The 25,638-nt window shown below is 72.6% G+C and carries 19 protein-coding genes; 7 read left to right on the plus strand and 12 right to left on the minus strand.

The window, feature by feature from the left end; all coding sequences use genetic code 11:
* Positions 1-36 precede the first annotated feature (36 nt).
* The 3 genes from ACH4E8_RS10315 to pepN form a co-directional block, all read right to left on the minus strand.
* Positions 37-3,363 carry a S8 family serine peptidase gene (locus tag ACH4E8_RS10315; protein ID WP_398446362.1) on the minus strand — a complete coding sequence of 1,109 codons (3,327 nt, stop codon included), beginning with the start codon at positions 3,361-3,363 and terminating at the stop codon, positions 37-39.
* Between the two features lie 191 nt (positions 3,364-3,554).
* On the minus strand, positions 3,555-4,499 hold the full coding sequence (locus ACH4E8_RS10320) for a hypothetical protein (RefSeq protein ID WP_398446365.1): 945 nt from the start codon (positions 4,497-4,499) through the stop codon (positions 3,555-3,557).
* Positions 4,500-5,106: 607 nt separating this feature from the next.
* Positions 5,107-7,704, minus strand: coding sequence for an aminopeptidase N (pepN, locus tag ACH4E8_RS10325; RefSeq protein ID WP_398446367.1), 2,598 nt, complete (start codon positions 7,702-7,704; stop codon positions 5,107-5,109).
* A gap of 394 nt (positions 7,705-8,098) precedes the next feature.
* Between pepN and ACH4E8_RS10330 the strand changes: the two genes are divergently transcribed.
* Positions 8,099-8,740, plus strand: coding sequence for a DsbA family protein (locus ACH4E8_RS10330; protein WP_398446369.1), 642 nt, complete (start codon positions 8,099-8,101; stop codon positions 8,738-8,740).
* A 158-nt stretch (positions 8,741-8,898) separates the two neighbouring features.
* Here the strand turns inward: ACH4E8_RS10330 and ACH4E8_RS10335 are convergent, their stop codons facing one another.
* The 4 genes from ACH4E8_RS10335 to ACH4E8_RS10350 form a co-directional block, all read right to left on the minus strand.
* On the minus strand, positions 8,899-9,534 hold the full coding sequence (locus ACH4E8_RS10335) for a superoxide dismutase (protein WP_398446371.1): 636 nt from the start codon (positions 9,532-9,534) through the stop codon (positions 8,899-8,901).
* A gap of 138 nt (positions 9,535-9,672) precedes the next feature.
* On the minus strand, positions 9,673-10,779 hold the full coding sequence (locus ACH4E8_RS10340; RefSeq protein ID WP_398446373.1) for a glycerophosphodiester phosphodiesterase family protein: 1,107 nt from the start codon (positions 10,777-10,779) through the stop codon (positions 9,673-9,675).
* A gap of 121 nt (positions 10,780-10,900) precedes the next feature.
* Complete coding sequence (locus ACH4E8_RS10345; protein ID WP_398446375.1) at positions 10,901-11,914, minus strand: 2-hydroxyacid dehydrogenase; 1,014 nt, start codon at positions 11,912-11,914, stop codon at positions 10,901-10,903.
* Between the two features lie 109 nt (positions 11,915-12,023).
* Positions 12,024-13,460: an amino acid permease gene (locus tag ACH4E8_RS10350; protein ID WP_398446377.1), complete on the minus strand. Its 1,437-nt coding sequence runs from the start codon at positions 13,458-13,460 to the stop codon at positions 12,024-12,026.
* Positions 13,461-13,876: 416 nt separating this feature from the next.
* On the opposite strand from ACH4E8_RS10350, the gene ACH4E8_RS10355 reads away from it, so the two are divergent.
* Positions 13,877-14,458: a biotin transporter BioY gene (locus ACH4E8_RS10355; RefSeq protein WP_398446379.1), complete on the plus strand. Its 582-nt coding sequence runs from the start codon at positions 13,877-13,879 to the stop codon at positions 14,456-14,458.
* Positions 14,459-14,980: 522 nt separating this feature from the next.
* On the opposite strand, the gene ACH4E8_RS10360 is transcribed toward ACH4E8_RS10355, so the two are convergent.
* Positions 14,981-16,327 carry an FAD-binding oxidoreductase gene (locus ACH4E8_RS10360; RefSeq protein WP_398446381.1) on the minus strand — a complete coding sequence of 449 codons (1,347 nt, stop codon included), beginning with the start codon at positions 16,325-16,327 and terminating at the stop codon, positions 14,981-14,983.
* 108 nt (positions 16,328-16,435) lie between these two features.
* Between ACH4E8_RS10360 and ACH4E8_RS10365 the strand changes: the two genes are divergently transcribed.
* The 3 genes from ACH4E8_RS10365 to ACH4E8_RS10375 all read left to right on the plus strand — a co-directional run bounded on the left by ACH4E8_RS10365 (position 16,436) and on the right by ACH4E8_RS10375 (position 19,268).
* Positions 16,436-16,921 carry a ribose-5-phosphate isomerase gene (locus ACH4E8_RS10365; RefSeq protein WP_361970299.1) on the plus strand — a complete coding sequence of 162 codons (486 nt, stop codon included), beginning with the start codon at positions 16,436-16,438 and terminating at the stop codon, positions 16,919-16,921.
* A 110-nt stretch (positions 16,922-17,031) separates the two neighbouring features.
* Positions 17,032-17,856, plus strand: a complete 825-nt coding sequence (locus ACH4E8_RS10370; RefSeq protein WP_398446383.1) for an Fpg/Nei family DNA glycosylase — start codon at positions 17,032-17,034, stop codon at positions 17,854-17,856.
* A 266-nt stretch (positions 17,857-18,122) separates the two neighbouring features.
* Positions 18,123-19,268: a PP2C family protein-serine/threonine phosphatase gene (locus tag ACH4E8_RS10375; protein ID WP_398446385.1), complete on the plus strand. Its 1,146-nt coding sequence runs from the start codon at positions 18,123-18,125 to the stop codon at positions 19,266-19,268.
* A gap of 15 nt (positions 19,269-19,283) precedes the next feature.
* On the opposite strand, the gene ACH4E8_RS10380 is transcribed toward ACH4E8_RS10375, so the two are convergent.
* Positions 19,284-19,961 carry a DUF998 domain-containing protein gene (locus ACH4E8_RS10380; RefSeq protein WP_398446387.1) on the minus strand — a complete coding sequence of 226 codons (678 nt, stop codon included), beginning with the start codon at positions 19,959-19,961 and terminating at the stop codon, positions 19,284-19,286.
* Between the two features lie 74 nt (positions 19,962-20,035).
* Between ACH4E8_RS10380 and ACH4E8_RS10385 the strand changes: the two genes are divergently transcribed.
* Positions 20,036-20,458 (plus strand): YciI family protein, encoded by a 423-nt coding sequence (locus ACH4E8_RS10385; protein ID WP_398446388.1) that lies wholly within the window; start codon positions 20,036-20,038, stop codon positions 20,456-20,458.
* Positions 20,459-20,960: 502 nt separating this feature from the next.
* On the plus strand, positions 20,961-23,066 hold the full coding sequence (locus ACH4E8_RS10390) for a sigma-70 family RNA polymerase sigma factor (RefSeq protein WP_398446390.1): 2,106 nt from the start codon (positions 20,961-20,963) through the stop codon (positions 23,064-23,066).
* A gap of 4 nt (positions 23,067-23,070) precedes the next feature.
* On the opposite strand, the gene ACH4E8_RS10395 is transcribed toward ACH4E8_RS10390, so the two are convergent.
* The 3 genes from ACH4E8_RS10395 to ACH4E8_RS10405 all read right to left on the minus strand — a co-directional run bounded on the left by ACH4E8_RS10395 (position 23,071) and on the right by ACH4E8_RS10405 (position 25,427).
* Positions 23,071-23,565: a GNAT family N-acetyltransferase gene (locus ACH4E8_RS10395; protein WP_398446392.1), complete on the minus strand. Its 495-nt coding sequence runs from the start codon at positions 23,563-23,565 to the stop codon at positions 23,071-23,073.
* A 100-nt stretch (positions 23,566-23,665) separates the two neighbouring features.
* Positions 23,666-24,064 carry a peptidase inhibitor family I36 protein gene (locus tag ACH4E8_RS10400; protein ID WP_398446394.1) on the minus strand — a complete coding sequence of 133 codons (399 nt, stop codon included), beginning with the start codon at positions 24,062-24,064 and terminating at the stop codon, positions 23,666-23,668.
* Positions 24,065-24,269: 205 nt separating this feature from the next.
* On the minus strand, positions 24,270-25,427 hold the full coding sequence (locus tag ACH4E8_RS10405; RefSeq protein ID WP_398446395.1) for a cation:proton antiporter: 1,158 nt from the start codon (positions 25,425-25,427) through the stop codon (positions 24,270-24,272).
* Positions 25,428-25,638 lie beyond the last annotated feature (211 nt).

Below are 25,638 nucleotides of genomic sequence, written 5' to 3' on the forward strand. Positions count from 1 at the left end.
GGAGTGCTACGGATCATCGCCATGTGTCACCGTTCGTTACGGGATGACCTTCCCGATCACCACGCTGCCGGCGCCCGCCGCCGTGCCGCGCGCGTTCACCAGCCGCACCTCGCCGAAGAACTGCCGTCCCTCGGGGGCCGGACCGGCCACCACGACCTCCGCGGCGACCTGCGCCGACTCGCCGCTGCCGAGCTTGACCGGCTTGTTCGGGTCGACCTTCAGCTCGCCGAGCGACGGGGCGAAGAACACGTCGCGGTAGTCGTACTCGGTGCCGCCCGCGGCCACGGCGTAGCCGTCGACCACGATCGTGTAGGTGCCCGCAGCGGGCTTCACCAGGCTCACGGCCTCCTCGGAGTCCGCGTCCGCGGCGGACCCGACGCGCACCCCGGCCTCGTTGTAGACCGACAGGTCCAGGTCGGCGCCGCGGTCGGAGGTGTTGCCGATCGCGATGTCCAGCCGCTCGACGCCGGCACCGACGGTGACCGTGGTCTCGTGCGACTCGCCCTGCTTGATGGTGGGGCGGGTCACCTTCGCCGAGCCGAGGGAGCCGCCGGCCAGCTTGCCGTCGACGGGCGCGACCTTGTTGGTGACCTTCCAGTCGACCGGGGCCGGCGTGCCGACCTTCACCTCGGGGAGCGTGGTGATCGCCGGGTCGAAGTCCGCACCCAGCAGCGTCACGTCCAGCTTGTACGGGTTGTTCAGCAGCGGCGAGGTGCGCCGCGACTCGACCTCGATCTCCCACACGCCCGGCGTCGGGTCGGCGTAGGACCGCAGGTCGGGACGGCAGGTGTTGGTCGGGCTCTCGTAGTTCGGGTAGCAGAAGATGGTGGCGCTGTCCTCCATCTGCACCCCGTACGGGTGGATGCTGATGAAGCGCGTCTGGCTGTCCTTCGCCAACCCGCCGAGCGCGACCTCCAGGTTCTTCGCGCCCGCGGGCACGTTGATGAAGTACGACGTCGAGCTGTTGCGCTGGACGGAGCCGGCCGCGGAGAACGCGTGCGAGGGGGCCGCCAGCGGCGTGGAGACGACGACGGTCGACATGATCTGCTTGTCGACGCCCTCGGTGCGCGGGTCGTCCGCCTCCAGGATCGCCGAGTGCACGCCGACCGACTTCGGCCGGGCCTGCACGGTCACGGTCACCGGCTGGTTCAGCGGCAGCCGCACCTTGTCACCGGTGAGCAGCCGGAAGGTGCCGTCGTTGTTCCGCCAGTCCAGCTCGTGCCACACGGAGCCCTTGGGGCCGGTGGTGCGGGTGACGGTGATGTCGTACGTCTTGGACTGGCCGACCTTCAGCCCGCCCTCGCGGTCGTACAGGCCGGTGCCGAAGCCCGGGTCCTTCAGCGCGAAGTCGATCGCGGTGTCCACGGGCGCCTTCACGGCGTACTCGTGGGCGCCGACGCCGTCCGTGATGGACTCCCACGCCTCGACGGTGTCCATCAGACCGGCGCCCTGCTCGTGCGCCTGCACCCCGGGGATCTTGTTCGCGGTGCTGGTCAGGGCGGTCCGCAGCTTCGCCGGGGTCAGGTCGATGCCGCGCTGCTTGGCGGCCGACAGCAGCAGCGCGCTGGCGCCCGCGACCTGCGGCGAGGACATCGAGGTGCCCTGGAGCATGGAGTAGCCGGGCGGGAGCTGGTAGCCGGCCTCCTTCACGGGGCCGCCGGGGGACCAGGTCTGGGTGGTCTGGATCGCCGAGCCGGGGCCGGTGATGGTGGGCGTGAAGCCGCCGTCCTCACGCGGGCCGCGCGAGGAGAAGGGCATCATCTGGTACTTCTTCGTCACCTGCGAGCCGTAGTTCGCGGCCCAGCTCTCCTTGGAGATGGACGCGCCGACGGAGATCGCCTTGGTGGTGACGCCGGGGTCCCCGAGGGTGTTGGTGCCGGGGCCGTCGTTGCCCGCGGAGATCACCAACTGGACGCCGTAGGTGTCGATCAGCCGGTTGTACAGCTCGGCGCGGGCGTTGTTGCCGTCGTTGAGCGCCGGCAGTCCGCCGATGGAGATGTTGACGATGTCGACGCCCCGGTTGATCACCAGGTCCGCCAGGCCCTCGGTGAGGGCGATGTTGGTGCAGCCGCCGCTCCAGGTGCAGGCCCGGGAGGAGACGATCTTGGCGCCGGGCGCGGCGCCGTTCATCTTCCCGCCGAACAGGCCGTTGGCGGCGGTGATGCCGGCGACGTGGGAGCCGTGCGAACCCTCGATGACGCCGATGGAGGCGTAGTCCGCCTTGGCGCCGGTGTCGGGGTTGTAGACGACGTCCTTGCGGAGCTCGATCACGAAGGGGATCTGCTCGACGACCGGGGTCGCCGGGTCGTCCTTGCCGAAGTAGCCGACCTGGAAGCCGTCCTTGTACGGCTTCATGGCGGTGTCGTTGCCGAAGTCGGCGTCGTTGTTCAGGTCCACCCGGACCGTGCCCTGCGCCGGGTCGTACAGCATCGCCCACACGTCGGTGGTGTCGCCGTCCCGGTTGAGGTCGCCGGCCATGTCGCCGCCGCGGGTGGCGGACTCGGCGAAGAGGTTGAACTTGTACGTGCCGGCGGGGGCGGTGTAGGCGCGGCCGTTCACGGTGAACGACGGGCCCTTCACCTCCAGCCGCATCTGCCGCCAGGTGCCGTCGCCGTCGTACACCGGGTCCGTCGCGGTGACCCAGTCGACGATCTTGCGCTCGCCGGTGGTGGTCTTCTGCAGCGCCGGGTGGGCGATGTCCACGCCGGAGTCCAGGACGCCGATGGTGATGCCGCGGCCGTCGTACTTCGGGTGCTTCTTCACGAAGTCGACCGCGCCCGTCTCGAACGACGGGTTGTACGGGTTCTTCGCGGGCGTGTGCTTGCCCGGCGCCGGGTAGCTCTTGCCCTGCTTGCCGGCGGTGCCGGCGGCCTTCGTGGTGTCGCCCGCCGGCGTCGGGTCGTCCAGCTTCACCTCGTGCTTGAGGTCGATGCCGTGGACGCTGGGGAGCTTGGCGGCGGCCTTGAGGGCGGCCTCCGCCTTCGCGGTGGGCAGGGTGGCCCGCACGTAGCCGAGTGCGTCGTACGTCTTGCCGACGGACGCACCGTCGACGGCGTCCAACTGCTGCGCCACGGGCTCGGTCGAGCCGGGGGCGGTGGCCACCATCACCGTGACGTGCTTCTCGCCCTTGGCCTCGGCCTCGGCGAGCAGCTCGACGTCAGCGGAGCCGAGCTTCTTCTCGGCGGGCTGGACGGCCTTCGCCCCGGCGGCGGGGTCGGGGTCGGCCGGGGTGGTGGCGAACGCCGGTGCCGCACCGGTGGCGACCAGCGCCGTCACCAGCGACGCGGCGGCTGCCATGCGGGCCGCGCGTCTGCGCCCGGGCGTGGAGCTTCCGGATATGGAGCTCTGGGATTCGGGGGTCATCAGCATCCCTGTTGTGAAGGAGGACACAGCGAACATCAGTCCGGAATTCGGTGCCGGACGACCGCTCAGCTTTTCGCACGGGGCGGGGTTTTGGGGAGGGGAGCCGACAGATGTGATGTGACCATGGCGGAAACCCGCCATGGTGGGGGATGCGCCATCGGGAACAAGGGGTGTGCAAACAGGAGTTACCGTCACCGCGGCAGGACGACGAGCCGATCGTCCGGATGGCGGTCCACCGCCGCCATCAGCGCGGTGCGCACCACGACGGCCTGCTGGTCAGGGCGGTCGCGCAGCTTGTGCGGGGTGAGGTGGACGACCGTGATCCCGAGCTCCGCCAGCCGCTCCCGCCGGCGCGAACCCTCCGGGTGCCCCTGCTGGTGCGACGCCCTGGTGTCCAGCTCCACGGCGACGGCCTGGTCCGGCCAGTACGCGTCCACGGCGCCCAGGCTCGGGCCGTGCGGCAGCCGCAGCTCCACGTTCCACAACGGGTCGGGCAGCCCGTACGCGTGCACCAGCGCGTACAACCGCTCCTCGGCGAGCACCCGGCCCTGCGCGAGCAGCGTCTCGACCGCGTCGGCGACCGGCTGGCGGTGCAGCAGCCGCGCCCGCCGCAACTCCCCGACCAGGGCGGCCGGCTCGCAGTGCCCGCCGCCGACGGCCTCCGCGAGCAGGGCCTCCACGGCGTCCCGCGCCGCGGTCTGCGCGACCGCGTCCACGACCGCGCGCAGCACCGGGGCCACGGGCAGCCCGAGCAGCCACTCCGGCTCGGGGAGCACCTGCGCCCGGACGATCCGCGCGTACCCCGTCGACCGCAGCCGGCGGGTGCGCGGCACCAACACGTCGACCTGCTCCACGGCGTGCAGGGGCGGGGCGCCGGCGAAGTCGCGCAGCGCGAGCGCGGCGAGCCCGGTGAGCACGGCCTGCCCGTCCGCGCCGTCCGCGCCGGGTCGCGACGCGTACACGAGCGCGCCGCACAGCCGCTCCTCGCTCGTGACCGCGCCCGCGCGCAACAGATACACCCCCGGCAGTAACACCTGCCGCTCCCCACGCGTGCGACGCGCGCGCAACTCGGCGGCGGACACCACGCGTTGGCGGGCGTGGAAGCGGGACGGGGACGGAGCGGCGTCGTGTTCCATGCGGTCCCCATTCCCGCGCGCAGCCCCCGCGCTAACCGCTGTTACACCCCTGTGGGCATCCCGCAACCTCCCTGCGAGACCCAGCCGAGCCGGGCGCCCCAGCACGCATCGATGCCCCTCCACCCTGCGGTGGGCCCCGGGGTGGGCAACCTAGGGGCGCTGGGGCCCCCGGGCCCTCTGGGGCAATGCCGTTGGCTTGGCGGGCGCGGTAGCGCCGTGATGAGTGTGCAGTGATGGCGTCTGCGGCCCGGTGGTGGGCTTGTCGCGCAGTTCCGCCACCTACGCCCAGAGGGCATGGTGGTACCCCCAGCGCCCCTAAAACCCGTCCTCTAGCCCGCAGGCAAATGACGGGGGAAGCAAAACAGGGGCGCGGGGAACTGCGTGAACAACCATCCACGGTCTGTGGGCGATGAACGGCCCGTAGCCCTACGGCGAGTGGCCGTCGGCGCCGCCGACTGGGCGGGACTGTTCGCCGTTGGGCCGGGGGCCAGTCGTCGGCCGCACGCCGTACGGCTAGGGCGTGGCACGCATCTCCGCGGGGGCTGGCCCCCCCAACGGGGCCTCGCAGGAGAAGAGGCGCCCCGGCTCACGCCGGGGCGCCCAGGGGTCACGCGCCTTCGGAAAGCGCGGCAGCCCCGTCGCAGCGCTGCGCCGCGAGCGCCCGAGACAAGTCGTCGTCCGCCTCAAGCACCAGACGGCGAAGCGCCGGCGCCGCGTCCTCCCGCGCCGCCAACCACTCCTGCGACGCCCGCCGCGCCGCCTCGCCCTGGAGCGAGGGGAACAGCCCCGACACCACGTCCATCCCGATCTGGATGGTCCGCTCCCGCCACACCCGCTCGATCGCCTCGAAGTACTTCGGCGCGTACGGCGCGAGCAGCTCCCGCTGCCCCGACTGGACGAAGCCCGAGATCGTCGCCTCCACCAGCGCGTTGGACAGCTCGTCCGACTCCACGACCTGCGCCCACGCCTGGTCCTTCACCGCCGCGGACGGCCGGGCCGCCAGACAGCGCACGTGGTGGCGGGTGCCGGACGCGGTGTCGTCCCGCGCCAACTCCGCCGCGAGGACCGCCTCGTCCGCGACGCCGTGCGACGCCAGCGGTTCGAGGAACGTCCAGCGCAGCTCCTGGTCGACGTCCAGGCCGTCGATCTTCGCGGTGCCGTCCAGCAGCCCCTTCAGGAGCTGGAGGTCCGCCGCGGACTCGGCGACGGAGCCGAAGAACCGCGCCCAGGCGAGCTGGTGCTCGCTCCCCGGCTCGGCCTGCCGCAGCTCCCGCAGCGCGCCCTCGGCCAGCAGCCGCCCGCCCTGCGCGCGCCACGCCGGCGCCGCGTAGTGCACCAGCGCGGTGCGCGCCCAGGCGTGCAGCATCTGGAGCACCCCGATGTCGGACTCCCGCCCGGCGAACCGCAGCACCAGGTCGACGAAGTCGCGCGCCGGCATCAGCGCGTCCCGGGTCAGGTTCCACAGCGCCGACCAGCACAGCGCCCGCGCCAGCGGGTCGGTGACGTCGCCCAGGTGGGCGCGGAGCGTGGTCAGCGAACCCTCGTCGAAGCGGATCTTGCAGTACGTCAGGTCCTCGTCGTTGACGAGCACGAACGCCGGCCGCTCCGCGCCCGCCAGCTCCGGCACCGCGGTCCGCGCGCCGTCGACGTCGACCTCCGCCGACGCGTACCGCACCAACTCCGTGCCCTCGCGCCGGTACAGCCCCACCGCGACGCGGTGCGGCCGGAGCGCCTCCCCGTCCTGGACGACGGCGAGTTCGGTGATCCGGTCGCCGGAGTCGTAGGTGACGTCCGGGGCGAGCGAGTTCACCCCGGAGGTCTGGAGCCAGGACCGCGACCACGCGGCCAGGTCCCGCCCGGAGGTCTCGGCGAGCGCCGACAGCAGGTCGTCGAGGCGGGTGTTGCCGTAGGCGTGCCGCTGGAAGTAGCGCCGCGAGCCCTCCAGGAACGCGTCCTCACCGACGTACGCCACGAGCTGCTTCAGCACGCTGGCGCCCTTGGCGTAGGTGATGCCGTCGAAGTTGAGCTTGGCGTCCTCTAGGTCGCGGATGTCGGCCGTGACCGGGTGCGTGGAGGGGAGCTGATCGGCCCGGTAGGCCCACGCCTTGCGGTTGTTGGCGAAGGTGGTCCAGCCGTTGGTGAAGCGGGTGGCGCCGACCATCGCGTACGACCCCATGAAGTCGGCGAACGACTCCTTCAGCCACAGGTCGTCCCACCACACCATGGTGACCAGGTCGCCGAACCACATGTGCGCCATCTCGTGCAGGATGACGTTGGCCCGCCGCTCGTAAGCGGCCTGCGTCACCTTGCCCCGGAAGATGAACTCCTCCCGGAAGGTGACGCACCCGGGGTTCTCCATCGCGCCGATGTTGTACTCCGGCACGAACGCCTGGTCGTACTTCCCGAAGGGGTAGGGGAAGTCGAAGCGGTCGTGGAAGAAGTCCAGGCCCTGCTTGGTGACGAGGAAGACGTCGTCCGCGTCGAAGTGCCGGGCCAGGCCCTTGCGGCACATCGCGCCCAGCGGGATCTCCAGCACCGTGCCGTCGTCGAACGTACGGGTGTAGAGGTCGGTCTCGTAGTGGTACGGGCCGGCGACGACCGCCGTGATGTACGTCGAGATCGGCTTCGTCTCGGCGAACCGCCACACCCCGTCCGCGCCCTGTTCCCCGGCGCCGTTGCTCCACGCCGTCCACCCCTCGGGCGCGGTCACCTCGAAGCGGAACGGCGCCTTCAGGTCGGGCTGCTCGAAGTTGGCGAAGACGCGGCGGGCGTCCGCCGGCTCGTACTGGGTGTACAGGTACACCTCGCCGTCCTCGGGGTCGACGAAGCGGTGCAGCCCCTCGCCGGTCCGGCTGTACGCGCACTGGGCGTCCACCACCAGCACGTTCTCCGCGGCCAGGTCCGCGAGCGCGATGCGCGCGCCGTCGAAGACCTCCGCCGGGTCGAGCGCCACCCCGTTCAGGCTCACCGCGGTCACCCGCGGCGCGATCAGGTCGACGAAGGTGGCGGCTCCCGGCCGGGCGGCGCGGAACCGGATCGTGGTCACGGACCGGAAGGTCCGCGGCGCGCCCTTCTCGCCGTCGCCGCCGGCCGCGCCGGGGGCGTCGATCGCGGAACGGACGTCGAGGGCCACCTCGTAGCCGTCGACGGACAGCAGCTCGGCCCGCTCGCGGGCTTCGTCGCGGGACAGATTCTCACCCGGCACGGGTACTCCTTCGTGTCTCATGTGAACGGCACCGATCCTGCCACGGGCCCCAGGGCCTGTCTGACGGATCTTGCTGGGCTCGCGTGCCCTGGCACCATTCCCCCTGGGCCTGCGGCCCGGGAGGTGCCCCCCACTCCGCGTTGTCGTCACTCGCCGACGGCCCCCTGTGCCCTGCGGGCACGGGAGGTACCCCCTCCGCGTCGACTCCCTCCTCCGCCTTGAGATCCACGGCACCAGACCCCTCCCCCTACGCCCGGAGGGCGTGGGGGGACCCCCACTGACCCAGCCCGATCCATCAGACAGGCCCTAGCGCCCCGCCCGGGGCCCGACCGGGGAATCGGTCGGTGACGGCCGTGGTTGATGGGAACAGACTTTCACGTCCCTGAGGAGAGACATGTCCGAGAACGCCAGAACCCCGGTGGACTTCTGGTTCGACCCGCTGTGCCCCTGGGCCTGGATGACCTCCCGCTGGATGCTGGAGGTGGAGAAGGTGCGCGACGTCGAGGTCCGCTGGCACGTGATGAGCCTCGCCGTGCTGAACGAGGACCGGATGGACGAGCTCCCCGAGGAGTACCGGGAGGCGCTGAAGGACGCGATCGCGCCCGTCCGCGTCGTCACCGCCGCCCGAGAGCTGCACGGCGACGCGGTCGTCGGCCCGCTCTACACCGCGCTCGGCACCCGCTTCCACAACGAGGGCGCCGGCGGCACCCGGGAGGCCGTCGCCGCCGCCCTCGCCGACGTCGACCTGCCGGCCGAGCTCATCGAGTACGCCGACCGGGACACCTACGACGCCGAGCTGCGCGCCTCCCACCGGGAGGGCATCGAGAAGGTCGGCCAGGAGGTCGGCACCCCCGTCATCGCGGTGCCCGGCGCCGACGGCGAGCAGATCGCCTTCTTCGGTCCGGTCGTCACCCCCGCACCGCAGGGCGAGGCCGCGGCCCGGCTGTGGGACGGCACGCTGCTGGTGGCCGCCACCCCCGGCTTCTACGAGATCAAGCGCACCCGCACGGCGGAACCGGACTTCTCCAACCTCTGATCCCCGAGGCGCGCCGGCACCAACGGAAGGACCCCCGCGAGTCACGTCCTCGCAGGGGTCCTTCTTCTATCCGCCCGCACGTGAAAGGTGAGAAGACGATCACGAGCAGGACGACCGCGGGCGCCGGGCCGGTTCCAGCCGGGCCGGCGCCGTCGGCGTCAGGGGGCGATCAGCGGGGTGCGGCCCTTGGCCTCGGCGTAGCGCTTGGCCACGTCCTGCCAGTTCACGACCTTCCACATGGCCTCGATGAAGTCCACCTTCTGGTTCTTGTACTGGAGGTAGAAGGCGTGCTCCCAGGCGTCGAAGACGAGGATCGGCACCGAGCCCTGGCCGACGTTGCCCTGGTGGTCGTAGATCTGCTCGACGATCAGCCGGCCGCTGACCGGCTCGTAGGCGAGGACGCCCCAGCCGGAGCCCTGCGTGGTCGCGGACGCCTTCGTCAGCTGGGCCTTGAAGCCGGCGAACGAGCCGAAGGACTCGGCGATCGCGTCCGCCAGCTCGCCCACGCCGTCCTTGTCCAACGGCTCGCCGCCGCCGTCGCCGGTCATGTTGTGCCAGTAGATGCTGTGCAGGATGTGCCCGGAGAGGTGGAACGCGAGGTTCTTCTCCAGCCCGTTGATGGAGCCCCACGACTCCTTGTCGCGGGCCTCGGCGAGCTGCTCCAGGGTGTCGTTGGCGCCCTTGACGTAGGCCGCGTGGTGCTTGTCGTGGTGCAGCTCGATGATCTCCGGGCTGATGACCGGTTCGAGCTCGGCGTAGTCGTAGGGAAGTTCAGGAAGCTTGTAGACGGCCATGTCCGGGGTCCCTCCGGGCTGCTGCTTATTGCACATCTTATGCATCTGCACGTTAGCAGCAGTTATCTCGCCCCAACGGCCCGACGGGATCGTGCGTTGGTCCTAGGACCGGGGTCGGTGCGAAGCCCCGGACACGGCCTAGGCCCGGCCCTGGGCCCGGCCCTGGGCCCGGCCCTCGACCCAGGTCCGACGGGCGGCCGCCGCCAGGTCCGGAAAGTCCGTCACCACCGCGTCCACCCCCATGGCGTAGTGCCGTGCGTACTCCGTGAGGGCTGCGCCGAAGGAGTGCGGATCCGTCCCGCGGCGCAGCTCCGCCGGCAGGTACTGGTTCTCCGCCCGGAAGGTGTACGCGCCCACCCGCAGCCCCGCCGCGTGCGCGTCGGCGAGCAGCGGCGACGGCGCGACGAGCGAGGACTTGTCGGGCCCGATCCACTGCGCGTACGAGGCGATCCGCCGCAGCCCCTCGGGGGTGCGCATCTGTGCGTACGTCTCGTCGTGGCCGTACGGACCGCCGACGGTCCCCAGCGCCTGCCACAGCGGCACCCGCAGCCCGGCCGCGGCCACCCGCCGCAGGCTCGACGGTTCGAAGGACTGCACCACGCACCCGCCGGCGCCGAGCGCGCCGCGCCGCAGGACCCGGACCAACTCGGGCTCCAGGGGCAGGCCGATCGAGCGGAAGTAGGCGGGGTGCTTGGTCTCGGGGAAGACGACGATCCGCCGCCGGTGCGTGCGCGACAGGGCCCGCGCCAGGTCCACCACCTCCTGGAACGTCATGATCCGTTGCAAGCCGTCGAAGACGGTGTTCCGGTCGCGCACCAGCGGCAGCCGCTCGACGGCGCGCAGGGTGCGCAGCTCGGCGAGGGCGAAGTCCTCCGTGAACCAGCCCGTCACCAGGCGTCCGTCCACCGTCTTGGTGGTGCGCCGGGCGGCGAACTCGGGGCGGCCGGCGACGTCCGTGGTGCCGGAGATCTCGTTCTCGTGCCGGACGACGAGGACGCCGTCGCGGCTCATCACCAGATCGGGCTCGATCCAGTCCGCGCCCGTCTGCACGGCGAGTTCGTACGACGCCCGCGTGTGCTCGGGGCGCCAGCCGGCGGCGCCGCGGTGCCCGATGACCAGCGGCCCGCGGCCGTCGTGCGTCGTTGCCGGCCCTGCCGTCGTCGTTGCTGTTGCTGCTGCCGTGGCGCTCGTGGTGCCGGCGACCGCCGCCCCGGCGGCGAGGGCCACGGCGCTCCGTCGTGTCATCCCACCCGTGTCAGCCATGTCCCCGATGTGCCCCCGGGCCGGTGCCGCCATGCAGGTGATGCACCATCACGCGGCACCGGACGCGGGTCACACCGGGGCGTCGGTCAGCCCGGGGCGCGGATCACACCAGGGCGTGGGACAAGTGCTCGCCGCGGGCGTACCGGGCGACCTCGGCCGCGACGAACGCCGCCGCCTTCTGCGCCACCGCCCGGCTCGCGCCGCCCACGTGCGGGGTCAGCACCAGGTTCGGGGTGGAGAACAGCCGACAGCCCGGCCGCGGCGGCTCCTCCTCGAAGGTGTCCAGCGCCGCCGCCGCGAGGTGGCCGCTGTCCAGCGCGTCGCACAGGGCGTCGGTGTCGACGAGCCCGCCGCGGGCGGTGTTCACCAGCACCGCGCCGCGCGGCAGCAGCGACAGCTCGTGCGGCCCGATCATGCCGCGGGTCTCCGCGGTCAGCCGGGCGTGCAGGGTGAGCACCCGGGAGCGCCGGAGCATCGCCTCCAGGGTGGGCGCCCGCACTCCGTGCACGTCGCCGCGGACGTACGGGTCGTACACCTCGACCTGCGCGCCGAACGCGCCCAGCACCCGGGCGACCCGGCTGCCGACCGCCCCGTACCCGAGGACCCCGACGGGCGTGTCCTCCAGTTCGGTGCCGCTGTGTTCGTAGGTGTAGTACGAGCCGTCCCAGTGGCCCCTGCCGATCAGGGAGTTGTGCGCGTCCGGGATGCGGCGCAGCGCGGCGAGCATCACCCCGAGGGTGAACTCCGCGGTCGCCGCCGCGTTGCGGCCGGGCGCACAGCACACCCGGACGCCCCGCCGCCGCGCCGCGGCCACGTTGATGTTGACCGGCCAACTGCGGCAGACCGCGATCATCTTCAGCGCGGGCGCGGCGTCCAGGACGCGTTCGGTGAAGGGCGCCATCTGGGTGACGCAGACCTCCACCCCGTCGAGCGCCGCGATCAGCGCGTCCTCGCTGTCGCTCGCCTCCTCCACCTCCGCGACCCGCCCGAACGGCTCCAGCGGCCAGGGCAGCGTCAGTTCGGTGAGGTCCAGGGGCGCGTCCGTGACGTCGTGCCGCAGGGCCTCGGCGATCAGGGAGTTGCGCACGAAGTGGTCACCGGCAGCCAGAATTCTCATTCGCTCGCCTCCGTGTGTGGGGGCGAGGGGCCCGCCGTCCCTGACCCGACTACCCGGCCGCCCGACCTCCGTAGATGGCACAGCAGCTTGCGACCGCGGGCGGGGGGCGTCAATCCCGTGCGCGTGACTTTCTCGCCCAGGTCTGCCGGGCGTACCCCATCGCGGCGAGCGCCAGGGTGAGGCCGCCCGTGTAGTAGAGCTGGGTGCGGGTGCCCTCGTCCCGGGCCATCAGCACGAACACCGCCACCATGCCGGCCAGTGCCACCCAGGTCAGCCAGGGGTACAGCCACATCCGCACCACCAGCCGGGACGGGTCCTCGCGCTCGGTGCGGCGGCGCAGCACCAGCTGCGAGACCGCGATGAAGATCCAGACGACGAGGATGATCGCGCCGACCATGTTGAGCAGCCACATGAAGACGTCGTCCGGCCGCCAGTAGCTGAGCAGGACGCAGCCGAAGCCGAAGACGGAGGAGGCGAGCACGGCGGTGCGCGGCACGCCGTTGTGCGTCTTGCCCATGAAGGTCGGGCCCTGGTCGCGGGCGACCAGCGAGCACGCCATCCGGGAGGCGCCGTAGATGTTCGCGTTCATCGCGGAGAGCAGCGCGATCAGCACGACCACGTTCATGATCTCGCCGGCGGCCGGGATGCCGATGTGGTCCAGGGTGGCGACGTACGGGCCCTTCTCGGCGACCGCGGGGTCGTCCCACGGCACCAGTGTGACGATCACCGCCATGGAGCCGATGTAGAAGATCGCGATCCGCCACATCGCGGTGCGCACCGCCTTCGCGACGCCGCGCACCGGGTTCTCCGACTCGGCGGCGGCGATGGTGACGGTCTCCAGACCGCCGTACGCGAAGACCGAGGCGAGCAGGCCGATGATCAACCCGTCGGCGCCGTTCGGCATGAAGCCGCCCTCGCCGGTGAGGTTGGCGGTGCCGGGCGCGTCGGCGTCGGGCAGCAGCCCGAAGATCGCGAGCCCGCCGATCACCAGGAACAACACGATCGCGGCGACCTTCAACGCGGCGAACCAGAACTCGAACTCGCCGAAATTGCGCACCGCGGCAAGGTTCGTGGCGCAGAACGCCAGCATGAAGAGGGCGACCCAGGCCCACTCCGGCGTACCCGGCATCCAGCCGCTCATGATCTTCGCGGCGCCGATGCCCTCGATGCCGACGGCGACGCAGAGCAGGGTCCAGAACGCCCATCCGCTGGTGAAGCCGGCCCAGGGTCCGATCGCGCGCTCGGCGTGCACGGAGAACGAGCCGGACGCCGGGTTCGCCGCGGACATCTCCCCGAGCATCCGCATCACCAGCATGACGAGCAGCCCGGAGAGGGCGTACGCCACGACGATGGACGGCCCGGCGGCGGCGATGCCCGCACCGGACCCGACGAACAGCCCGGCGCCGATCACCCCGCCGAGGGCGATCATCGACAGATGTCGCTGCTTGAGCCCGTGGGAGAGGGTGACGTCGTCCGGGCGGCGCTCGACGGGGCCGTCCGGGCCGGCGGGCTTCGCCGGTTCGGCGGACGCGGAGGTTCGGGACATGGGCGCCCTCTATCACTAGCGGTCGGGAAGGCGCCCAGTGTGAGTGCACCATCCGCTCAGTGGGAACGGTTGTCCGCTATACGGTCACGAGGCTCACACATGGTGTACACGCGCCTACGAGTCGGCGGCGGCCCGGGTCGCCGGTTCCCGTTGGTGGGACCCTACAGACCGGCCGTTGGCCCGCCTCCCCATTGAACGACCCCGGGAACCGTGCCGTGCACGTGATGAGGGTCACGTGCACGATGGGGTGCAGTGGGATTGGGGGTGGTCGTTTGTTGATTCCCCATCAACGGCCTTCGGCTGCCTTTGTCGACGCTTGATGGTGTTCCGGTGAAAGAGCGTGGGCTACGGTCGCGTCTGTTCCCTTGTTTTATTGCTGACCCGTGTCCCTTCTCCTTCGTCCCCGCGGAGACCCGATGAGCACTGCCACCGTCACCACACGCCCCGGCGCGGTCCTCGCGGACCTGCTGCCCGCCTCCCGCACCCGCGACGTCCTGCTCGTCGCCGGCGGCGCGGCGCTCACCGGTCTCGCCGCGCAGATCGCGGTGCCGGTGCCCGGCTCGCCCGTTCCGGTCTCCGGCCAGACCTTCGCCGCGCTCCTCGTCGGCACGGCGCTCGGTGCCCGCCGCGGCTTCCTCTCGCTCGCGCTGTACGCGGTGGCGGGCATGGCCGGCATGCCGTGGTTCGCCGAGGGCGAGGCGGGCTGGGGCATGCCGTCGTTCGGCTACATCCTCGGCATGCTCCTCGCGGCGACGGTCGTGGGCGCGCTGGCGCGACGGGGCGCGGACCGCTCCGTCCTGCAGACGGCCGGGGCGATGGTGGTGGGCTCGGCGATCATCTACGGCATCGGCGTCCCGTACCTCGCGCTGTCCACCGGCATGTCCATGTCCCAAGCAGTGGCCGCGGGTCTGACCCCCTTCCTCATCGGCGACGCCCTCAAGGCCGCCCTGGCCATGGGTGCGCTCCCCACTGCGTGGAAGCTCCTCTCCCGCGACTAGTGCCCCTCCCGGCAAGCTTTGCCCTGTCGTCCCGTCCGGCACGCACCCTCGCCGCGTTGGCCGAAACCCCTGGTAGGCCCCCTGTGCCCTGCGGGCACGGGAGGTACCCCCACCGCTACCAGAGCTTCCGGCCGCCTTGCGATCGCACGCACCGGACGACACTCCTCACGGGCAAACATTGCCGGTCACGGCACTAGCCCTTCGCGCTGAAGCACCGACCTGCCGGCTTCCCGCCGAGGGGCGCTGCGCTTGCCCACCACCGGGGGCTGTACGCGCAGTTCCTCCCCCTGTGCCCTACGGGCACGGGGCACCCCCAGCGCCCCTGTGTCCCCACGCCCTGCGGGCGTTGGGGACTTGCTGCATGGGCCAGGCCGCCCGCCGGAGGCGGGACCTCACGCCCGCAGGGCACAGGGGGAGGAACTGCGCGACAAGCCCACCACCGGGCCGCGGACGGCGCACGACCCGCACAATCCGCGGCGCACACCCGCGGAGCGAGCCCGCGGCGCGAACCCGCCGCGCAGGTCAGAAGACGCCGTGCGCGTCGTAGTGGCGCTTCGCGCGGGAGAGCCGCGCCGTCAGATCCGGGTCGTGCAGGCCCGAGACCTCGTCGCCGCCGCCGAAGGAGAAGTTGGCCGCCCGACCCAGCACCTGCTCGCCCAGGAGGGCGAAGACCTCGCGGTGGAGAGCCCGGACGCGGGGGACGTCCACGTCCGGGGTGAGGGCGGACAGCATCCGGACCGCGTACGCCGCCGAGCGGTGCGGGACCGAGTCCAGGCCGCCACCGCCCTCCGTGCCCCCGCGGGCCAGCGCGCCGCCCAGGTGGCTGAGCTGGATCACCGACCACACCGGCTGCCCCGGCCCCGTCGCCTTCAGCACCCGCAGCGCCGAGTCCGCGTCCAGGTCCCGCACCATCGCGTTGTCGCCGTAGTACGCGTGGGGCTGGTCCGGCTCCGCGTAGACCGTCGCGTTCTCCGCGTACGGCAACTCCCGCAAGGTGTCCTCCAGTACCGGCGCGGCCGCCCGCAGCGGGGCGACCAGCCGCGCCCCCGTGGCGGCGTCGCCCGCGTACGCCACCGAGACCGTCGCGACGTACCGGCCCCGCAGGTGCTCGGGGAGGCCGGGCGCGTCGGGGTAGACCAGCACCGCGAGCCCGGAGGTCATCTCGTCGGGCACGCCGCGGGTCCACTCCAGGTACGCCCGCACCGCCGCCGCCACGGACTCCTCGCCGTACCGCAGGTACCCCCCGTACAGCGTGGCGACGGGGAAGAGGTCGATCTCCATCGCGGTGACGACGCCCAGCCGCACCACGTTGCCCCCGCCGAGCAGCGCCGCCCACAGGTCGCGGTCGGGGCCGTGCGGGGTGAGCCGCCGCAGGGCGCCGTCCGCCGTCACCACCTCCAGCGCGCGCACGTGGTCCGAGGCGTATCCGAAGCGTCGGCCCAGCAGCCCGATCCCGCCGCCGAGGACGTACGAGACCGCGCCGACGCCCGGCGACGAACCGCTGAGCGGCGCCAGTCCGTGCGGGGCCGTCGCCGCGACGACCCAGGCCCAGCGCACCCCCGCGCCGACGCGGGCGGTCCGCGCCGCTGGGTCGACGCGCACTTCGTCCATGCGGCGCGTGGTGATCAGCAGCCCGCCCTCCGAAGCGCCCGGCAGCCCGTGACCGGTGGCCTGCACGGACACGGACAGGCCGCGGCCGGCCGCGTACGCCACCGCCCGCCGCACCTCGTCGGCGTCCGCCGCGCCGACCACCACCTCCGGGCGCTGGTGGAAACCGGTCTGGAAGCCGGACACCTCCTCCTCGTAGCCGGGGGCATCGGGGGTGAGGACGACCCGGGCGAGTTGCTGAACGTCGTTGATGTGCTCCATGTGCCGCAGCTTCCCCGGGATACCTGACAAGGAGCGTCAAGTATCCCGAAGGGCTTCCGGCGCCGCCCGACGCCACCGCCCCCGCGCACCCGTGCCACACTTCCGTCCATGCGCGTGTACCTCGGTTCCGACCATGCCGGATACGAACTCAAGAACCACCTCGTCGAGTGGCTGAAGGCCAACGGCCACGAGCCCGTCGACTGCGGTCCCCACATCTACGACGCCCTCGACGACTACCCGCCCTTCTGCCTGCGCGCCGCCGAGCGAACCGCGGCCGACGCCGACTCCCTCGGCGTCGTCATCGGCGGCTCCGGCAACGGCGAGCAGATCGCCGCGAACAAGGTCAAGGGCGTACGGGCCGCGCTGGCGTGGAGCGAGCAGACCGCGGCGCTGGGCCGGGAGCACAACGACGCGAACGTGATCGCCGTCGGCGGCCGGATGCACTCCCTGGAGGAGGCCACCCGCTTCGTGGAGATCTTCCTCGACACCCCGTACTCCGGCGAGGAGCGGCACACCCGCCGCATCGAGATGCTGAGCCGCTACGAGTCGACGGGCGAACTGCCGCCGATCCCCGAGGGCCACCCCCAGCCCTGACGTCCGCCCGCACCGTCCCCACGCACGTCACCAGCGCCCCCGCCCCGCCCCCGCCTCCCGTCCGCCGTCCGCGCCGGGAGCGGGGGCGCGGCACACCCCAGGAGTTCCCCGTGCCCGAAGGGCATACGATCCACCGGCTCGCCGCCGACCACCACGCGCGCTTCGTCGGCCGCACCGTCGCCGTCCGCAGCCCGCAGGGCAAGTTCGCGGACTCCGCGGCCCTGTTGGACGGCCGGGAGCTGGAGGAGGCGGAGGCGCACGGCAAGCACCTGTTCCTCGGGTTCGGGCCGCTCGGCTGGATCCACGTCCACCTCGGGCTCTTCGGCAAGGTGGGCTTCGGCGCCACCCCCGCCCCGCCGCCCACCGACACCGTCCGGCTGCGGCTCGCCTCCGCGGGCACGTACATGGACCTGCGCGGCCCGACGACCTGCGCGCTGATCACGGACGCCGAGAAGGCCGCGATACACGACCGGCTGGGGCCCGACCCGCTGCGGGAGGCCGACGACCCGGGCCGCGCCTGGGCGCGGATCAGCCGCTCGCGCACCACGGTCGCCGCGCTGCTGCTGGACCAGAAGGTGATCGCGGGCGTCGGCAACGTGTACCGCGCGGAGGTGCTGTTCCGGCACGGCATCGACCCGTACCTCCCCGGCCGGGACCTCACGCGCGCGCAGTGGGACGCCGTCTGGACCGATCTGGTGGAGCTGATGCGCGAGGGCGTGCGCAACAACCGCATCGACACCGTGCGCCCGGAGCACACGCCGGAGGCGATGGGACGCCCGCCGCGGGTCGACGACCACGGCGGCGAGGTGTACGTGTACCGGCGGGCGAACCTCCCCTGCCACGTCTGCGACGCCGAAGTCCGCACGGCGGACCTCGCGGCCCGCAACCTGTTCTGGTGCCCGCGCTGCCAGCCCCGCGCGGCGCGCGCCGACTGACGCACCAGGGGCCCCTGACGTCCTCGGGGGTTCTCCGGCGGGCCGCGAGGGGGCGCCCGACCCCGCGCATCCGCCCTGTGCCCGTCCCGTGCCTCAGCAGTCGCAGACGGACCACGCGTTTCCCCCGGTCACACGCACCCCGGCGGAGGTCCGGTCATATGCCATGATGACCGGACGATATGTCGACAGTGCGATCCGATTTCGAATGCATTGTCTGAGGGGTCCCCCTGCACGAAACATCGATGGATCGATAGGGTCACACGTCAATGGCCCACGGCAGCGCAGCAGATTCGACGAGGGCCCGGATGCGCAAGACCGCGCACCGGGTCCGCATCGCGCTGCGCAGGTCCATGGTCGACTACTTCCGCGGCGACGGCTCCGACACCTTCGCCCTCGCCGCGCTCTTCCTCACCGTCCCCCTGCTGACCTGGGGCACGACCTGGAACTCCGAGTGGATCTCGCCCGCCGCCCTCGTCCTGCCCATCGTGGCCGGCGCGTTGCTGCTGCGGCCGGCGAGCCTGCTGGGGCTGTACGCGGCCTGTGCGGCCGGGCTGATCGTGGAGACCTTCACCCTCGGCCCGTACGCGGACGGCCCCGCCCGGGTCACCCCGGGCACCGTCCTCGTGGTCGCCTCCTGCGGCTTCTTCGGGCTGCTGATCGCGCAGTTCCGGGCCCGGGTCGGGGTGCCCTGGCGGCGCGGCGGCACCATGCTCTTCGACCTGCGCGAACGCATCCGGGTGCAGAGCGCCCTGCCCCGGCTGCCCAAGGGCTGGCACCGGGAGATGGCGCTGCGCCCGGCCGGCGGCCAGTCCTTCTCCGGCGACTTCGTCGTCGCGGCGCGCACCAACGGCGGCCGGACGCTGGAGGTCGTCCTCACCGACGTCTCCGGCAAGGGCATGGACGCGGCGTCCCGGGCGCTGCTGCTCTCCGGCGCCTTCGGCGGGCTCCTCGGCTCGCTGCCGCCGCACGGCTTCCTGCCCGCCGCCAACGGCTACTTGCTCCGCCAGGACTGGGACGAGGGCTTCGCCACCTCCATCCACCTCGTCCTCGACCTGGACTCGGGGGACTACGAACTCTTCTCCGCCGGGCACCTGCCCGCGCTCCAACTGAACGCCGGCAGCGGCCTGTGGGAGGAGAAGGGCGCCGAAGGGCCGCTCCTCGGGGTGTACGAAGGGGCGCAGTTCGACCCGGTGAAGGGAGCGCTGCGCCCCGGCGACGTGCTGATGCTCTTCACGGACGGCCTGGTGGAGGCGTCGGACCGGGACCTGAGCGAGGGCATGGACCGGCTGACGGGCGAGGCCGACCGGTACGTGCACTCCGGCTTCGAGGGCGCGGCCTGGCACTTGATCGAGGCGGTGGCCAAGGACGTCAACGACGACCGCGCGCTGCTGCTGCTCTGCCGCGGCGCCTGACGGCTCCCGCGCCGCTCAGGCCGTACGACGGCGGTACAGCGCGGCGACCGCCGACACCCACACCATCGCGGGGATCGCGCCGATCGCCAGGGTGAGCGAACCGCCCGCACTGCCGCTCATCGCCCAGCCGTTGCCGAGCAGCAGGGCCGTGGCGGCGACGCGGGAGGCGACCGCGAGGCCGCGCTCGCCGGCGCGGGAGAAGTGCCGGGCGAGGACGAAGTTCGCGGCGATCAGGGCGACGAAGGAGAGCGAACCGGCCGCCAGGTGGCCGTAGCCGGCGCCCGACAGGGACTCCGGCGGACCGGCGGGCGTGCCGGCGAAGCCGTCCCCCGGGTCCATGACGAAGACTCCGGCGAGCACCGTGCAGACGCCGTTGACCCACATCAGCCGGGGGACCCAAGTGCCGCCCGCCCGGCCGCGCATCGCCCGGCGCAACCCGACCGCGCCGAGCACCGTCAGCACGCCGGCGACGACGAAGTTGGCGATCTGGAGCGAGCCGAGGGAGCCGTTGCTGAGCATGCTCAGCGGGTGGCGGGTGAGGTCGTATCCGTCGCGGGTGGCCGCCTGGGCCAGGGACACCACCGCCCACAGCGGGGCGCCGACGGCCCCGGCGGCGAGCAAGGCCCGGGTGCCGGAGCCGGAGTGCGCGGCGGGGACGGCGGTGGCGGCGGTGGTGACGTGAGCGGTGGCCATGGCGGATGGTGCCCTTCGGTCGCGTTCGGCTGTGGTGGTTCTGCCGGTACGTCGTCCGACACATGTGACAGGGAATGACCGCCGTTCCCCGTCACATAGGATTTTCGACGTCCGAGCAGAGCGAGGCGAACGGGTCGCCGAGCACCACAGGAGAGAGCGAGTCCTCGATGCGCTACATGATGATGACGAAGGCCACGGACACCACCCCCGCCGCCGACGAGAAGATGTTCGCGGAGATGTCCGCCTTCATCGAGGAACTGACCGCGTCCGGTGCGCTGCTGGCCACGGGGGGCCTCGCGCCCGGTGGCACCCTCATCAGCTCCGTCCGCGGCGAGATCACCGTCACCGACGGCCCCTTCACCGAGGCCAAGGAAGCGGTCGTCGGCTTCGCCCTGGTCGAGGCCCGCACCAAGGAGGAGGCGGTCGAACTGGCCCGCCGCTTCCGCCGCATCGCCGGCGACGGCGAGAGCATCATCCAACAGGTCTTCACCGGCTGACCCTTCCACCGCCGTCCCCCTGCGGGGTGCTGGGTCTGTGCGGCCCGGTGGTGGGTTGCCCGCGCAGTTCCGCCCCCGTGCCCTGCGAGCACGGGGGACCCCCAGCGCCCCTGGACATGTCCGCCGTTCCCCCGCGGGCGCGTCGGTCTCCGCGGCCCGGTGGGGCTTGTGCGCGCAGTTCCGCCCTCGTGCCCCTGTTTTGCTGCCCCCGTCATTTGTCTGTGGGCTGGGCAGGGGGTTTCAGGGGCGCGGGGAACTGCGCGAACAACCACCACCGGCCGGTGGAGACCGACGCGCCCGCAGTGCTATGGCGGACACGTCCAGGGGCGCGGGGAGCGCCCCCGTGCCCGCAAGGCACGGGGGAGGAACTGCGCGCACAAGCCACGGACGGGGCGCGGGCGGCACACAAGCGCAACACCCCACGGCGGGAAGCCGCCAGCGCACCCGGCCGCAGGGCACGGGCGCACCCCAATCATCCCCCGAGCCCACGAGGACACGCACCGTGCTCGACGTCCGCCGCACCGTCGACGCCGTCTGGAAGCAGGAGTCCGCCCGGATCGTCGCCGGACTCACGCGACTGGTCCGCGACGTCGGCCTGGCCGAGGAGTTGGCACAGGACGCCCTCGTCTCCGCGCTGGAGCAGTGGCCGCAGTCGGGCGTCCCGGAGAATCCGGGCGCCTGGCTGACGGCCGTCGCCAAGCGGCGCGCGGTCGACGAGATCCGGCGCGCGCGGACCCGGGAGCGCACCGCGGACCTGCTGGTGCACGAGGCCCGCGAAGAGGCCCGGCAACACACCGCCGGTGACGGCGCCTTCGACGCACACGACACGTATGACGCGTACGACGCGTACGACGGACCCGACCGCGCCCCGGCCGATCCCGAAGGCGCCGCCCAGGACGACGTACTGCGCCTGATGTTCGTCTCCTGCCACCCCGTCCTGCCCACGGGCGCCCGCGTCGCCCTCACCCTCCGCCTGCTCGGCGGGCTGACGGCCGCCGAGATCGCCCGCGCCTTCCTCACCACCGAGACGACGATCGCCCGCCGCATCGCCGACGCCAAACGCACCCTCGCCAGCGAGCGCGTCCCCTTCGAACTGCCCGACGCCTCGGCGCTCGCCGACCGGCTGTCGGCCGTCCTGGAGGTGGTCTACCTGATCTTCAACGAGGGGTACGCGGCCACCGCGGGCGACGACCTGATGCGCCCCGGCCTCACCCTCGAAGCCCTCCGACTCGGCCGGCTGCTCGCCCGCTTGGCCCCCGCCGAACCCGAAGTCCACGGCCTGGTCGCCCTGATGGAGGTCCAGGAGTCCCGCTCGGCCGCCCGCACCGGCCCCGCCGGCGAACCCGTCCCGCTCCACGAGCAGAACCGCGGACGCTGGGACCGGCTGCTGATCCGCCGCGGCATCGCCGCCATGCTGCTCGCCCGCGACGCCGCCCAAGCCGGCGGCGGTGCACCGCCCGGCCCGTACGTCCTCCAGGCCGCCATCGCGATCACCCACGCCCAGGCGCCCACCGCCGCCGACACCGACTGGGCCGGCATTTCGGGGCTGTACGAGGCACTGGAGCGGCTGTTGCCCACCCCGGTCGTACGGCTCAACCGGGCCGTCGCCGTCGGGCACGCCATCGGCCCGGAGGCCGGCCTCGCCCTCGTGGCCGACCTCGAAGCCGACCCCGCCCTGCGCGACTACCACCTGCTGCCCGGCGTCCGCGGCGACCTGCTCGTCCGCCTCGGACGCTACGACCGGGCCCGGCTGGACTTCGAACGGGCCGCCGGGCTGACGGCGAACGCGGCCGAGCGCGCGTTCCTGCGCCGCCGCGCGGACGCCGCCGCCCTCGCGGCCGCCCACACCGGACGGCCCGAGCCGCGCACGGCCGGGCCTGTCCTCGGCGCCGCCGCGGCCGAATTCCTGGCCCGCGACGGCCTCGACGCCGCGAGCGTCCGCTCGTACGGCCAGACGCTGGGGCGGCTGCGCCGCTCGCTGGGGGACGCGTTCCCGCTGGCGGCGCTCACCCCGGAGGGCGTCGACCGGGTGTTCACCACGGCGTGGTCGCAGGCCGCGCCCGCCACCTGGAACCGCCACCGCTCGGCGTACCGCTCCTTCGCCACCTGGGCCGGGCTCGACGCGGCGGTGGCCGCGGGCCCCGAGCGGCGCGCCGGGTCGCCGACGCCCACCCGCCCGCTCGCCCCGGCGGAGCTCGACGCCCTCTTCGCCCGCGACGACGTACCGCTGCGCGAACGCACCCTGTGGCGGCTGCTGTACGAGTCGGGCGCACCGGTCACGGCCGTGCTCGCGCTGAACGTGCCGGACCTGGACGCGGCCGCCCTGGCGGACCGCAGGGCCCGGGTGGGGGAGCGCTGGATCGGCTGGCGCGCGGGGGCCGCCCGACTGCTGCCGGAGCTGCTCGCGGGCCGCCGCGGCGGTCCCCTCTTCCTGACCGACCGCCGCCCGGGTCCTGCCCGGCGCCGTGCGTCGGCCGCCGACGTGTGCCCGGATTCGGGCCGGGCCCGGCTGAGTTACGAGCGGGCCGAGCGCCTCTTCAAGCAGTCGACGAAGCCGCTGGACGCGGACGGCACGGGGTGGACGCTGCGGCAGCTCAAGGGCGAGTGACGCATCAGGGACGCGGGAGCGCGGGCGCCGGGACCGTACGCCGGTACATCTGGCGGGAGCCGCCCTCCGGGCCGGGCTCGGTGGGCTCGCCGGGGGCGAAGCCGAGCCCTTCGTAGAAGGTCCGCGCCCCGCTGGTGACGGCGCCGGGGTGGTCCGGCCCGAAGGTGACCACCTCTATGGTGCCCGGGCCGGTGACGTAGCGGTCGACGGCTTCGGCCATCAGCGCCCGTCCGATGCCCCGGCCGCGGGAGCGCTGGGCGACCACGAGCCAGTCGACGTGGTGGAGCGGGGCGTGGGAGTGGTCGAAGAGCAGGCCGCCGAGCAACGTCCCCTCGGAGCCGGGGTCTTCGGCCACCAGCGCCGTCCCGCGGCGGACGTGCTCCGCGAGCGCCCCGTGGAACCCGGGCTCATCGACCATCGGGCCGAACCAGTGCTCGACCTCGGCCGCGAGGTCGAGGAGGCCGGACAGGTCGTGCTCGTAGGCGAGTCTGATCGTCATCCGCCCAGTCTCGCAGCGCCGACAGGGACCGGCGCCCTGTGGCGGCCGGCCCCCTCCTGCTGCGTACTGCCTCAGTGCGACCGCTGTCCGTCGCGCCGCGTCAGCACTGCACGGACGACGCGGTGTCGTTCTCGCTCGCGAGCACGTTGACCCGGTAGCCGTTGTACATGATGTGGGAGTCACCGCCCCGGTAGGCGTGTGTCCACCACCAACAGGTCACGCCGGTGTCGTTGGACCACGACGACATCTGGTCGTTGAAGCCGTAGTCGCCGAGGAAGCCGACGTAGTCACCGGCCTTGATGGCGACGCCCCCGCCGGTGAAGTTGTAGTCCCGGTAGAGACAGAGGCTGCGGGATGGGCAGTTCGACCCGGAGAAGTGGGTGACGGCCGCCGCGGCGCGCTCGTTGGCCGAGGGCACCGAAGGCGTGGCGGCGGACGGCGTGGCGGCGAGACCGGCGGTTAGCGCGGCGGCGGCGGCGAGCAGGGCGATCGGGCGCATGGAGGAACCTCCTGGTTTGGGGTGGAAGCACCGGGTTCTACCGGTGTAGTGGGGAGGCTGTCCACGCCCGTACGCCCGCAACCGCGGCCCTCACCCGGATGGCCAGGGCGCACGGTGGTGTGGGCGGCAGCGCGGTACGACGACGGGGCGCGGCGGTTCCGTGGTCGGAACTGCCGCGCCCCGAAGCGCTGTTGGGGAAGCCGGCTCAGCCGGCGGCGCCCACCTTCTGCTTCTCCGGCAGGATCCGGGCGAGCAGGTGCGAGCGCCCGGCGGCCAGCGGTCCGAGGACCGCGAGGATCAGCACGTACCCGGCGATGAAGGGGGAGAGCCGGTCGTCGAGTCCGGCCGACGCGGCCATCGTGGCCAGGATCAGCGCGAACTCGCCGCGCGCCAGCAGGGTGGTGGAGATGTTCGCGGCGGGCTCCGAGCCGAAGTCGTACAGGCGCGCGGCGGCGAGGCCGGCCAGTACGTTCATCGCCAGGGTCACGGCGACGGCGGCGAGCACGGGCCACAGGACGCTCGGCAGGTCGCCCGGGTCGATGGAGAGCCCGAAGGCGAAGAAGAAGATCGCGCCGAAGGCGTCCCGCAGGGGGTGGACCAGCTTGCGGATCCGGTCGCCGGACGCGGTGCTGCCGAGCATCAGACCGACCATGAACGCGCCGATGGCGTCGGCGACGCCGAACCACTCGGAGACGCCGGCGAGGAAGACGGCCGCGCCGAGGAAGGAGATGACGAGGAGTTCGTCGTCCCGGGTGTTGATCAGCCGGCCGATGACCTTGGTGCCGAACCGGGCGACCAGCGCCAGCGCCAGCAGGAAGCCGAACGCCTTGCCCGCGTCCATCACCGCGGCTGCGAGGTTGTCCGCGCCGGAGAGGATGGGCTGGAGGGCGGCCAGGTAGAGGGCGAGGAAGATGTCCTCGACGACGATGATGCCGAGGATCGGCTTGGTCTCGGCGTTGCCGATCCGATTGAGGTCGACGAGGACCTTCGTCACGATCGCGGACGAGGAGATGCCGAGCACACCGGCGAGCACCAGCGCCTCGGAGGTGCCCCAGCCGAGCGCGAAGCCGAAGCCGAGCCCGGCGCCGACGTTCAGCAGCAGGTAGACGCCGCCGGCGATCGCCATGCGGCGGCCACCGGCTTTGAGGTCGTCGAGGTGGAATTCGAGACCCAGGTAGAACAGGAGCAGGACCAGGCCGAGGGCGGAGAGCATCTCCAGCTCGTGCGGGTCCGATACCAGCACGATGCCGGGGGTGTGCGGCCCCAGCAGGATGCCGGCGAGGATGAAGAGCGGGATCGTGGGTAGACCTATGCGTCCGCCGACCCTGGCGAGAAAGGCGGCCGCCAGGAAGGCGCCGCCCATTGCTATGAGGGTGTCTGCGTGTCCGATGGCTCAATCCTTCGGCTGTTGGGTCGACCGGGCGGCGTCCCAAGGAGGACTGCGGACGACTGGGGACGAGTCAAAAGGGTGTGCTGAGTCAAAAGGGCGTCAAGGAACCGTCAGTAATTAGTTTACCAAATGGTTGACATCCGCAAGTATGTGGCCGATGACCCCCGGCCGGGGGTGGGGTTCT

It is taken from the genome of Streptomyces sp. NPDC017979 (assembly GCF_044328175.1).
GTDB lineage: Bacteria > Actinomycetota > Actinomycetes > Streptomycetales > Streptomycetaceae > Streptomyces.

Bases quoted from the DNA above. Each gene is read 5' to 3' on its own strand.
- ACH4E8_RS10315 (WP_398446362.1), bottom strand. From the start codon at position 3,363: ATGACCCCCGAATCCCAGAGCTCCATATCCGGAAGCTCCACGCCCGGG.
- ACH4E8_RS10320 (WP_398446365.1), bottom strand. From the start codon at position 4,499: ATGGAACACGACGCCGCTCCGTCCCCGTCCCGCTTCCACGCCCGCCAA.
- ACH4E8_RS10330 (WP_398446369.1), top strand. From the start codon at position 8,099: ATGTCCGAGAACGCCAGAACCCCGGTGGACTTCTGGTTCGACCCGCTG.
- ACH4E8_RS10335 (WP_398446371.1), bottom strand. From the start codon at position 9,534: ATGGCCGTCTACAAGCTTCCTGAACTTCCCTACGACTACGCCGAGCTC.
- ACH4E8_RS10340 (WP_398446373.1), bottom strand. From the start codon at position 10,779: ATGACACGACGGAGCGCCGTGGCCCTCGCCGCCGGGGCGGCGGTCGCC.
- ACH4E8_RS10345 (WP_398446375.1), bottom strand. From the start codon at position 11,914: ATGAGAATTCTGGCTGCCGGTGACCACTTCGTGCGCAACTCCCTGATC.
- ACH4E8_RS10350 (WP_398446377.1), bottom strand. From the start codon at position 13,460: ATGTCCCGAACCTCCGCGTCCGCCGAACCGGCGAAGCCCGCCGGCCCG.
- ACH4E8_RS10355 (WP_398446379.1), top strand. From the start codon at position 13,877: ATGAGCACTGCCACCGTCACCACACGCCCCGGCGCGGTCCTCGCGGAC.
- ACH4E8_RS10360 (WP_398446381.1), bottom strand. From the start codon at position 16,327: ATGGAGCACATCAACGACGTTCAGCAACTCGCCCGGGTCGTCCTCACC.
- ACH4E8_RS10365 (WP_361970299.1), top strand. From the start codon at position 16,436: ATGCGCGTGTACCTCGGTTCCGACCATGCCGGATACGAACTCAAGAAC.
- ACH4E8_RS10375 (WP_398446385.1), top strand. From the start codon at position 18,123: ATGGCCCACGGCAGCGCAGCAGATTCGACGAGGGCCCGGATGCGCAAG.
- ACH4E8_RS10380 (WP_398446387.1), bottom strand. From the start codon at position 19,961: ATGGCCACCGCTCACGTCACCACCGCCGCCACCGCCGTCCCCGCCGCG.
- ACH4E8_RS10385 (WP_398446388.1), top strand. From the start codon at position 20,036: ATGACCGCCGTTCCCCGTCACATAGGATTTTCGACGTCCGAGCAGAGC.
- ACH4E8_RS10395 (WP_398446392.1), bottom strand. From the start codon at position 23,565: ATGACGATCAGACTCGCCTACGAGCACGACCTGTCCGGCCTCCTCGAC.
- ACH4E8_RS10400 (WP_398446394.1), bottom strand. From the start codon at position 24,064: ATGCGCCCGATCGCCCTGCTCGCCGCCGCCGCCGCGCTAACCGCCGGT.
- ACH4E8_RS10405 (WP_398446395.1), bottom strand. From the start codon at position 25,427: ATGGGCGGCGCCTTCCTGGCGGCCGCCTTTCTCGCCAGGGTCGGCGGA.